The 9622-nt window shown below is 73.1% G+C and carries 8 protein-coding genes; 2 read left to right on the top strand and 6 right to left on the bottom strand.

Annotated features, from left to right (window positions below; all coding sequences use genetic code 11):
• Window positions 1-73 precede the first annotated feature (73 nt).
• Window positions 74-1276, bottom strand: a complete 1203-nt coding sequence (locus tag ACFYQQ_RS15465) for an FAD-dependent oxidoreductase (protein ID WP_388904761.1) — start codon at window positions 1274-1276, stop codon at window positions 74-76.
• A gap of 458 nt (window positions 1277-1734) precedes the next feature.
• Between ACFYQQ_RS15465 and ACFYQQ_RS15470 the strand changes: the two genes are divergently transcribed.
• The gene (locus ACFYQQ_RS15470; RefSeq protein ID WP_355795451.1) at window positions 1735-2244 is read left to right on the top strand and encodes a helix-turn-helix domain-containing protein; all 510 of its coding nucleotides are present in this window, start codon (window positions 1735-1737) and stop codon (window positions 2242-2244) included.
• A gap of 212 nt (window positions 2245-2456) precedes the next feature.
• Here the strand turns inward: ACFYQQ_RS15470 and ACFYQQ_RS15475 are convergent, their stop codons facing one another.
• The 4 genes from ACFYQQ_RS15475 to ACFYQQ_RS15490 all read right to left on the bottom strand — a co-directional run bounded on the left by ACFYQQ_RS15475 (window position 2457) and on the right by ACFYQQ_RS15490 (window position 6039).
• Window positions 2457-3182 carry a tryptophan 2,3-dioxygenase family protein gene (locus tag ACFYQQ_RS15475; protein WP_356164505.1) on the bottom strand — a complete coding sequence of 242 codons (726 nt, stop codon included), beginning with the start codon at window positions 3180-3182 and terminating at the stop codon, window positions 2457-2459.
• Complete coding sequence (locus ACFYQQ_RS15480) at window positions 3182-4423, bottom strand: pyridoxal phosphate-dependent aminotransferase (protein ID WP_355791240.1); 1242 nt, start codon at window positions 4421-4423, stop codon at window positions 3182-3184. Before ACFYQQ_RS15480 ends, ACFYQQ_RS15475 begins: the two co-directional genes overlap by 1 nt.
• 73 nt (window positions 4424-4496) lie before the next feature.
• On the bottom strand, window positions 4497-5255 hold the full coding sequence (locus ACFYQQ_RS15485; protein ID WP_355791243.1) for an SDR family oxidoreductase: 759 nt from the start codon (window positions 5253-5255) through the stop codon (window positions 4497-4499).
• On the bottom strand, window positions 5248-6039 hold the full coding sequence (locus ACFYQQ_RS15490; RefSeq protein WP_356238618.1) for an alpha/beta fold hydrolase: 792 nt from the start codon (window positions 6037-6039) through the stop codon (window positions 5248-5250). The genes ACFYQQ_RS15485 and ACFYQQ_RS15490 overlap by 8 nt, the downstream gene beginning before the upstream one ends.
• A 174-nt stretch (window positions 6040-6213) precedes the next feature.
• On the opposite strand from ACFYQQ_RS15490, the gene ACFYQQ_RS15495 reads away from it, so the two are divergent.
• On the top strand, window positions 6214-7455 hold the full coding sequence (locus tag ACFYQQ_RS15495) for a cytochrome P450 (protein ID WP_355794621.1): 1242 nt from the start codon (window positions 6214-6216) through the stop codon (window positions 7453-7455).
• Window positions 7456-7530: 75 nt separating this feature from the next.
• Here the strand turns inward: ACFYQQ_RS15495 and ACFYQQ_RS15500 are convergent, their stop codons facing one another.
• A complete protein-coding gene (locus tag ACFYQQ_RS15500) occupies window positions 7531-9543 on the bottom strand; it encodes an amino acid adenylation domain-containing protein (protein WP_388904762.1) in 2013 nt (670 codons plus the stop codon).
• Window positions 9544-9622: the final 79 nt, after the last annotated feature.

The following is a 9622-nucleotide window of genomic DNA, read 5'->3' on the forward strand; positions in this document are numbered from 1 at the left end:
GCGGCCGGGCAGCACAGGGCCTCCCGCCCCGCGCGTCTCCGTACATCGCGCGGGGCGGGAGGCCCTGTGCGTGTCAGTTTCGGTCCCCCTGCGCGGGCCACCGCGAAGGCCGGTAGGAGTAGGCCTCGGAGCCCTTGCGCACGCCCTGTTTGATGGCCACCGGCAGCATCAGGTCCCGTATCACCCGGGCGAGCCGGCGGTTCGGAGTCATCACCGCGCCCGTCTGCCGGGCCTGCTTCGCCAGCGCGGCGATCCGGTCGCGCCGTGATTCCTCGAACACGGTGAACGCCCGTTGCGCGCTGGGGTGTTCGTGCAGCGCCAGGGCCAGTTCGTAGGCGTCCTCCATGCCGAGCGCGGCGCCCGCTCCCATGTGCGGGGCCACCGCGTGAGCGGCGTCGCCGAGCACCGCGGCGCTGCCCCGGTGCCAGGTGCCCAGGGGCGGCACCTCGTAGACCGGCCACCGGCCGACCGGTCCCGTCGAGGCGGTCAGGATGCGGCGGACCACCCCGGGGTCCGGGCGGTGCCGCTCGGCCAGCGCGGCCACCCATTGCGCGTCGTCGGTCTCGGCGAGTTCGGCGAAGGTGCGTTCGCGGGGCTCCGGGTGGTTCTCGAACCACCACACGTCGCCGGGAGCCATCACCTGGTAGCCGAAGAAGCCGCGCAAGCCGAACACCATGTGGAACGTGCCGTCGACGGGCAGTTCCCCGGCGCCGATGCGCGACCTGCCCCCGGAGCCGACCACCTCGGTGTAGGCCGCCCGCGGCGCGTCGGGGAGCAGCAGCCGGCGTGTGGTGGAGTGCACCCCGTCGCAGCCGAGCACGATGTCGGCCTCCGCCCGCGTACCGTCCTCGAAGCCGAGCCGCCAGACGTCACCCCCGATGTCGTCCAGTGCGACGAGACGCTTGGCGGAGTGCAGTTTCGCTCCGGCTCCGGTCGCGGCCTCGCGCAGGGCGGCGCTGAGTTCGCCCCTCATGATGTTGGTGGTGCGCTCCGGATTCTCCGCGAGCACCCGGCCCTTGTGGTTGGCGAAGGTGATGGAGCCGGCGGCGGTGCCCTGCTCCAGGACCCGGTCGGCCAGGCCGAGTCGCTCCAGCACGGCGCGGCCGTTCGGAGCGAGGTTGAGGAACGAGCCGACGTCCTGGGCCCGGCGCAGATAGGCCTCGTACAGGTCCACCTCGAAGCCCAGCCGCACCAGGCAGAGCGACAGGAGAGGTCCGGTGATCCCGGCGCCGACGACGGCCGCCCGTCGGCGTGGCGTGCTGTTCTCGTTCTTCATCACATGCTCCTGATCATGACCGTGGTCAGAGGTTTCACAGGATCGACTTCCGTAGGGGGTGTCTTGCCGATCACCGGGGCGTGCCACGCGTCCATGTCGGGTTCCTTTCGCCCTCCCTCCCTGGATACGAGGGGTTTTCGGTCCCTCGGGGCGAAGGGATCCGGCCCCCGGAACGCGGGTTTCCGGCCGGTGCCGCTCCGGTCCCGGTGGAGGAGGAACCGACCCGGAATCGACCTGGAATCGAGAACCGGCAGGATCGGACGGGCGGGGGCCGGTGACGACGAACGTCGGGAGCCGGCATCGAGGTCACGGCGCAGGACACCGTCTCGTACGCGTACCGGCCGGATCCGCCGGCTTGAACTACGGCGGCGGCGACGGGCGCGCGAGCACGCTCCGCCGACGGCACCGGCCCCCCCGGCAGCAACTTCCGGTTGTCACGAGAAACGGGGGTCACGACCATGACCACGCTCGTCCACAAACAAGAAGTCCGCTTCCTTCGCTGGCCGGTGCAGCGCCACGAGCGGGATCAGCTGCGCGAGGCCGGACTGCCGTGCCTGCTGGTGCTGGAGGGCCAGACGGCGCCGCCGAGCGACATCTCCCCCACCGAGGACTGGGTGCGTCCTCCGGTGGCCCGGCTCGATCTGGCGGCTCGCGTCCACACCCTGCAGCGGCGCACCGGGACCGACTTCGTGCCCGCGCTGGATCCGACCGGAGTGCTCTACTACGGCGGGCAGTCGGTGCCGATGTCGGAGGCGCAGAGCGAGATGATGCGATGTTTCCTCGCCTGTTTCGGTCACCTCGTCCGGCGGGACCGGCTCAAGGAGGCGCTGAGCCGGATCAACAACGAAGCGGTCACCAGCAACGCGATAGACCTGCACATCATGCGGCTGCGGCAGCGGCTGGACGGCGTCCGCCTGAGCCTGCGCACCGTGTGGGGCCGGGGCTACATCCTGGAGGCCGCTTCCTGAACCACCCCCACTGAAGCGAAGTGTCCGGCCCCTGGCTCGTGGGGCCGGACACTTTCGCGCGGGCGGACAGGTCGCGTTCGCGTGGGCGGACCGGTCGCGACGGCGTCCAGGCTTGCCGCCAACCGGCTTTGCACAGGCGCCGGTTGACCACCGCGTCGGCCAAGTGAGCCGTCACGGGGCCGAGTCGGTTTTTCGGGGGGCCGGGGTGCCCGCTACGGCAGGCGGCTGGTCTGCTTCTGGCGGCGCTCGTGCATCTTGCCCCGCAGTTCGTGGAGTTCGGTGAACGGCATCGTGGCCCGGTCCATCAGATACGCCGCTCCCGATGTGCCGGCGGTGCCCCGCTGCTCCCCGATCATCTTGGTCACCAGGCCTATGTGCCCGATCTTCCACTGGAAGTAGCCGCTGCCGACCTGCAGCATGGCTTCGACGACCCGGTGCAGTGAGCCCGCCTCGACGCCCGCTTCGACGATCTCCTCCAGGTCGACGCCGATGTGGTCGAGGCCGGTGCGGAAGGCCGGGAACAGCGACCCCGGCCGCCGGGCGTCGCCCAGGACCCCTTCGAGCCGGTGGGATTGGCTGGACTGTGCCCCGCTGGCCGTGCCGAGGTACTGCCGGAAGTGCGCGAAGTCCTCCAGCGGCAGCCTTTCGAGCGCCACCAGTTGCTCGCGCAGCAGGCGCAGCAGCTCACCGGCCCGGTAGAGCAGGTCGACCGAACGCTCGATGCCGCCGGCCGACATCGTCAGGAAGTGCCCCTCCACGGCGGCCAGATCACCGAGGATCTGCTTGAGCCACAGTTCGCAGGTCTGGTGGCTCACGATGAAGAACTGCTCGGACCGCACCGTCGTGAGGTCGGCGCCCTCCTCGGCCGAGCGCGGCTCCTGGAGGGTGAGCAGCTCGTCCAGCCTCAGGTAGGAGGCATAGGTCGGCTCCGTCCGCATCACTGTCCCCTCTTCTCACGGACCAGGCCGACCATGCGTTCCACCCCGGTGACGAGCCGCTCGCGGTCGACGCAGAACGCGATGCGGACCAGGCCGGACGCGACACCGCCGGGTTTCAGGGGCCGCATCGAGCCGTCGTGGCCGAATTCCGGCCGTGCGGAGAAGCCGCTGCCGGGGACCACCACGACGTCGTGCCTGAGCATGAGTTCGGTGCTGAACTCCTCGCCGGTCAGGCCGGTGGAGGAGATGTCGGCCATGGCGTACCAGCCGCCGCCGGGCAGGCCCGGCAGCAGTCCTTCGTCGACCAGGAGGGACAGCGCCGCGTCGCGGTTTCCCCGTACGTAGTCGTGGTTGGCGGCGAGCGCGCCGGACGCGTCCAGGGCGGCCAGTCCTGCGTACTGGACGGGCGCGGAGGGCGCGATGATGTTCGACTCCTGCACCATGCGCATGGCGGTGGCGACCTCGGGCCGCGACACCGCGACGTAGCCGAGCCGGTAGCCGGTCATGGCCGGCCCCTTGGAGAAGGTGAAGACGCTGTTGACGATGCGTTCCGGGGCGGGGCGGGCACGCTCCAGGGCGGCTATCGACAGGTGGGGGCCGTCGAAGGCGAAGTCCTCGTACGCCTCGTCGCTGATGATCTGCCAGCCGTGCTCGTCGGCGATCTCGTAGAGGGCCCGTTGCAGGGGGCGGCCGGCGACCGCGCCGGCGGGGTTCGACGGGGTGTTCAGCAGCAGCACCCGCGTCGCGGGGGTGGCCACTCGCCGGATCGACTCGGGGTCGGGCGCGAAGTGCTCGTCCAGCTCGTAGAACACCGGGCGGAAACCGGCGAGCAGGGCCTGCTGCAGGTGTACGGGCCAGTGGATCTCCGGCAGGAGGATCTCCGCCCCCGACTCGGCGAGGCAGCGCATCAGGGCGCTGAGTCCCTGGCACGAACCCGGGGTGACGAAGAGGCGGGAAGGCTCGGTGTCCACGGAGTTGACGGTGTCGAGCTTGTCCACGAGACGCTCCCGGAGCTCCATGAGCCCCTGCACGTCGATGTAGCGGGCCCGCCCGTCCAGAGCCGCGGCGGCGAATTCCTTGGCCACGGAGTCCGGCGGGCCGAAGGCCGGCTCACCCACGTTCAGCTTGATCAGCCCGGGGTGCTCCCGCTCGCGCTCGTTGGCGATCCGGAAGGACTCGTACAGCCAGGACGAGGGGATCGCCGAGGCCCGGGCGAACCACGGTGGAGCTGTCTGCGTCATCTGATTCATGCCTTTCCGCTGGTGGCAGGACCGGCCGGGACGGGCCGGCGGGGTGGTGCTCCTGGGTCCCGGCTCACGCCGCGCGTCCGCCGTCCACGGACACCAGGGATCCGGTGACCCAGGACGAGGTCTCGGGATCGACGAGGTGGCACACCCAGGCCGCCACCTCCGAGGCCAGACCGAACCTCCCCAAGGGGGTTCCGGCGACGATTCCCTCGCGCAGGGCGTCCGCGCCGTCACCCGCCGCCAGGTCCCACAGGCCGGTGTCGACCGGGCCGGGCAGGACCGCGTTCACCCGGACCTCGGGCGCCAGTTCCACGGCCAGCGAGCGGGTCAGGGAGTTCAGCGCGGCCTTGCTCGCCCCGTAGTAGGACCTCGCGGGCATCGCGAGGACACCGCCCACGGAGGAGACGTTGACCACGCAGCCCCGGTGGGCGCGCAGTTCGGGCAGCAGGGCCCGGATGAGCAGGGCGGGGGCCACCAGGTTGGTGTCGACCATCCCCCGCAGGTCCGCCTCGGTGGCGTCTTCCAGACGGTCGAAGACCGCGTGACCCGCGTTGTTGACCAGGGCGTCGACGCCGCCGAGGACGTCGCGGGCCCGTTCCGCGATCCGTGCGGCGGCGCCGGGGGCCGTGACGTCCGCGACGAACGGCACGGCCCGTCCCGCTCCGTCGGCCTGTGCCTTCGCCGTCACCTCTTCCAGCCGGTCGGCACGTCGCCCGACGGCGAGGACGTCGGCCCCGAGACCGGCCGCACGGGCCACCACGGCGGCCCCGATGCCCGAGCCGCCCCCGGTGACGACGAGCCGCAGGCCACCCCATGGACTACTCATGCGCCGTACGCCCTCCCTTCACGTGTGCCGGGACCCTCCGCGCCAGGTCGGCCAGCAGGAGCGCGGGCTGCTCGTAGGCGTGGAAGTGCCCTCCGGCCCAGATGCCGACGCCGGTGTCACCCGTGGTCAGCCGTCCCCAGTGGCGGCCGGCCCGGACCGGCACCAGCGGATCGTCCCGGGCCATGCAGGCATGGATGTCGCAGGTCAGCGAAACCCGGTCCGGGCAGCCGAGATAGCGCTCGTGCGCGGCGATGTCGGCGCGCAGCGCGGGGAGCATCAGGTCGCGCACCTCGGCCTCGTCCGCGAGCACGGGGTCGATGCCGCCCAGAGCGACCAGTCGCGCCCACAACTCCTCGTCGGGCAGCAGGTGTTCGTCGCGAGGGTTCCGCAGCGGGTCGCCGGGGGCCCAGGCCGAGGACGCCACGAGCAGGACGACGCGGAGTCCGGCCCCGGGGCAGCGGCGGGCCACCTCGCAGGCGACGGCCGAGCCGAAGCTGTGGCCGAAGAGCACCAGGTCCGCGGGCGGCAGTCCGGCGAGGTCCGCGACGATCTCGTCGGCGATCGGGCCGACCCCCTCGCTCGGCGGTTCGGCCAGCCGGTCGCCGTGTCCGGGGTACTGCGCCGCGCACAGTTCCACGGCGGTGCCGGGGAACGCGGCGGGCAGCGGGCCGCGCCAGCCGGCGAAGCTCTCGGCGCGGCCGCCGGAGTGCGGCAGGGCGAGAAGCCGCAGCCCGGGATGTGGCTGGCCCCTCAGAGTACGAACGGATCCGCGGTGCACGCCCATGGCCGACCTCCCGTTAGCCGCCTCGGACTTGAGAATGGCACGCACCCGCGGGGCCGCCGCCGAATCCTTCATGGTTCATTCAGCGCCACCTCGGAGGCGGTGACCGAAGGGGAGGATCGCGGCGACAGTCCCTCCTCGTGCGGGCCCGGCGTCCGGGCCGAAAGGAGTCTCCCGGTGGTCTCCTCCGGCAACGCCGCCGTCCCCGGCACCTCGTACGACGACACCTCGGGTGCCGCCCTCGACCTCGCCGATCCGGCCACCTTCGTCGAGCACGATCCGCACGCCTACTGGGCGCGGATGCGCCGCAGCGAACCGGTGCGCTGGCACCCGCCGGTCGGCGGCCGGCCGGGCTTCTGGGCCGTGGCCGGGTACCGGGACGTCCAGGACTGCTACAAGGACGCCGCCCGGCTCAGCTCGGCCAGGGGCACGGTGCTCGATGTCCTGCTGCGTGGCGGCGACTCGGCGGGCGGCCGGATGCTGGCGGTGATGGACCGCCCCCGCCACCGCGAGCTGCGCCAGGTGATGCTGCGCGCCTTCTCCCCCCGTGTGCTCAAGCGTGTGGAGGACGCCGTGCGGGAGCGGGCGGACGCCCTGGTCGCCGCCGTGGTCGGCGCGGGTGAGGCGGACGCCGGGCGGGACATCGCCGAGCACCTGCCGCTCAACACGGTGTGCGACCTCCTGGAGCTGCCCGTCGCGGACCGGCCCCGGCTGCTCGACTGGAACAAGCGCGCCCTCTCCTCCGACAGCGCCGAGGAGGACCTCTTCGACGCCCTGGAGGCACGCAACGAGATCCTGTCCTACTTCGTGGACGTGGTACGTGAGCGCCGGCGCCGTCCCGGCGACGACGTGATCAGCATGATCGCCGCCGCCCGCGTCGGGGAGGAGCCGATGACGGAGGACGACGTCGCCCTGAACTGCTACAGCCTGATCCTGGGCGGCGACGAGTCCACCCGGGTGACCACGATCGGCGCGCTGCACGCACTGGGCACGTACGGCGAGCAGTGGCGGCGGCTGCGCGAGGGCGAGGCGGAGGTGAGGACCGCGGTGGAGGAGGCGCTGCGCTGGGTGACCCCGGCCATGCACTTCGCCCGCACCGCCACCACCGGCCTGCGGATCGGCTCGGCCGAGGTGTCCGCGGGCGACATCGTCACCCTGTGGAACATCTCGGCCAACAACGACCCGGCCGTCTTCGCCGACCCGCGCCGCTTCGACGTCGGACGGCGGCACAATCCGCACCTCGCCCTCGGACACGGCCCCCACTTCTGCCTCGGGGCGTTCCTGGGCCGGCTGGAGCTCTCGGCGGTGCTGGACTCCCTGGTCCGCCGGGTGCGCCGGATCGAGATCCTGGAGGAGCCGCCCCGCGTCTACTCCAACTTCCTTTTCGGGCACAGCGCCCTGCGGCTGCGCCTGGACTGAACCGCCGCCGGGACTCCTCCGGGCGCCCGGTTGCCCCGGCGCCGGGGGCCGGTGGGGCGACGGGAACGTGCCCGCTCAGCGGGTGGAGAGCAGGTCGCCCAGCTCCGCCATCGTGGGCCGCTCGAAGATGGCCCGCACCGGCAGGGTCATCCCCCAGTCGTCGCGGACGGCCTTGGCGAGCCGCACCGCGAGCACCGAGTGCCCGCCACGGTCGAAGAAGTTGTCGCCCGGCTCGACCGTCGGCACCTCCAGGACCCTCGCGGCCAGTTCGCAGAGCGCGGACACCGGGTCGGCTCGGCCGGCCGGTTCCACGGCACCGGAGCCCGTGCCGACCACCGTCCCGGCGTCGCGGCCCCGGGCGGCCGGTGACGGCGAGGCGGCGGGCCCGGCCGCCCGCTGCTCCAGGGCACGCCGGTCGATCTTGCCGTTGCTGGTCATCGGCAGGGCCGCCACCACCTCGACGCGGGAGGGCACCATGTGCGCCGGCAGGCGTTCGGCGAGCCGCCCGCGCAGTCCCTCGGCGAAGTCGCCCGCGGGGTCGGCGCCGGGCACCACGAAGGCGACCAGGCGGGCCGAGTCGACCTCACCGGTGACCACCACCGCGCTCAGCCGCACCCCGGCGCAGTCCTCCAACGCCGCCTCCACCTCGCCCAGTTCCACCCGGAAGCCGCGCAGCTTGACCTGCCGGTCGGCACGGCCGGTGAAGTACAGCAGACCGTCCTCGCCCAGGTGACCGAGGTCGCCGGACCGGTACATCCGGCCGCCGGGACCGCCGTACGGGTCCGCGACGAAGCGCTCCGCGGTCAACGCGGGCCGGTGCAGATAGCCGAGGGCCTCGCCCTCGCCGACCAGGTAGAGCTCGCCGTCCTCGCCGGGCGGGCAGGGCCGCAGATCGGCGTCGAGCACCCGGACCTCGTTGCCGGGCCACGGTTCCCCGATGCTGACCGGCTCGCCGGGCCGCACCGGGCCCGCCATGGTCACGCCCACCGTCATCTCCGTGGGCCCGTACCCGTTGAACATGCGCCGGCCCGGCGCCCAGCGCGCCACCAGCGCCTGCGTGCAGGAGTCCCCGGTCGAGAGCACCACCCCGCCGGGGAGCACGCCGTCGGGATCGGTGGCGGTGAGCGCGACCGGGGGCAGCACGGCGTGACTGACCCGGCGGTCGATCAGCGTGCGGCGCAGGTCCTCGCCGGGCAGCACGCCGCGGTCGTCGGTGAGCACCAGGGTGGCGCCCGCCAGCAGCGCGAGGGTGAGGTCCCAGAAGCCGGCGTCGAAGTTGAAGGAGGCCCACTGCAGCACCCGGTCGCCGGGCCCGGTGCCGATCCAGTGCCGCTGCGCCGCCACCAGTGCGGCCATCCCGGCGTGCGGGATCACCACGCCCTTGGGGGTCCCGGTGGAACCCGAGGTGTAGATGACGTACACGGTGTCCTCGGCGCGCAGCGGCCGCCGGCGCTCCTCGTCGGTGACCGGCCCGGCCGGACGGGAGACGGGGTCCGGGGCGGCGAGGTCGATCGTCCGCAGGCCGGTGACGTCCACCGGCGGCGGACCGGTGTGCAGCAGGACCCGCAGCCCCGAGTCGGTCACCATGTGGCGCAGCAGCGCGGTCGGGTAGCCGGGGTCGAGGGGTACGTAGCCGGCGCCGCAGGCCGCCACCGCGAGCGCCGCCACGACCTGCCGGACCCCGCGCGGGACCGCTATGCCGACGAGGTCGCCGGGGCCGAGGCCGGCCGCGATCAGCCGCCTCGCCAGCCGGTTCACTGCCGCCGCCAGTGCGCCGTAGTCCAGGGGGCCGGTCTCGCTCTCCACCGCCGGCAGGTGCCGGTGCGCCGCCGCGACCCGGTCGAAGAGGGCGGGCAGGGTGCCCGTGACGGGTCCGGTGCCGGAGCCCGCCCGCGCGGGGTTCGCCGGGCGTACGTCGGGCCAGACGCGTTCGACGTACGCGCTCGCCCTGGCCCGGGAGGTCGCCGGCCGCTCCACCCGCCAGCCGGCGGGGGACGGCAGCCGGGCCGGCCACAGCGACCGCTGGCCGCGGGCGTTGCACAGGACCAGGTAGCTCTCGTCGGGGTCTTCGAAGGGGTTGGCTGGCATCGGGCGACCTCCCGTTGGACGGTGCCGCTGGACGGGACCGGACGCCCTGCGAGGGCGCCGCGCGCGACACAGGTGCCCT

Origin of the sequence: Streptomyces sp. NPDC005496 (genome assembly GCF_042872045.1) — a bacterium.
Taxonomy (GTDB): Bacteria; Actinomycetota; Actinomycetes; order Streptomycetales; family Streptomycetaceae; genus Streptomyces.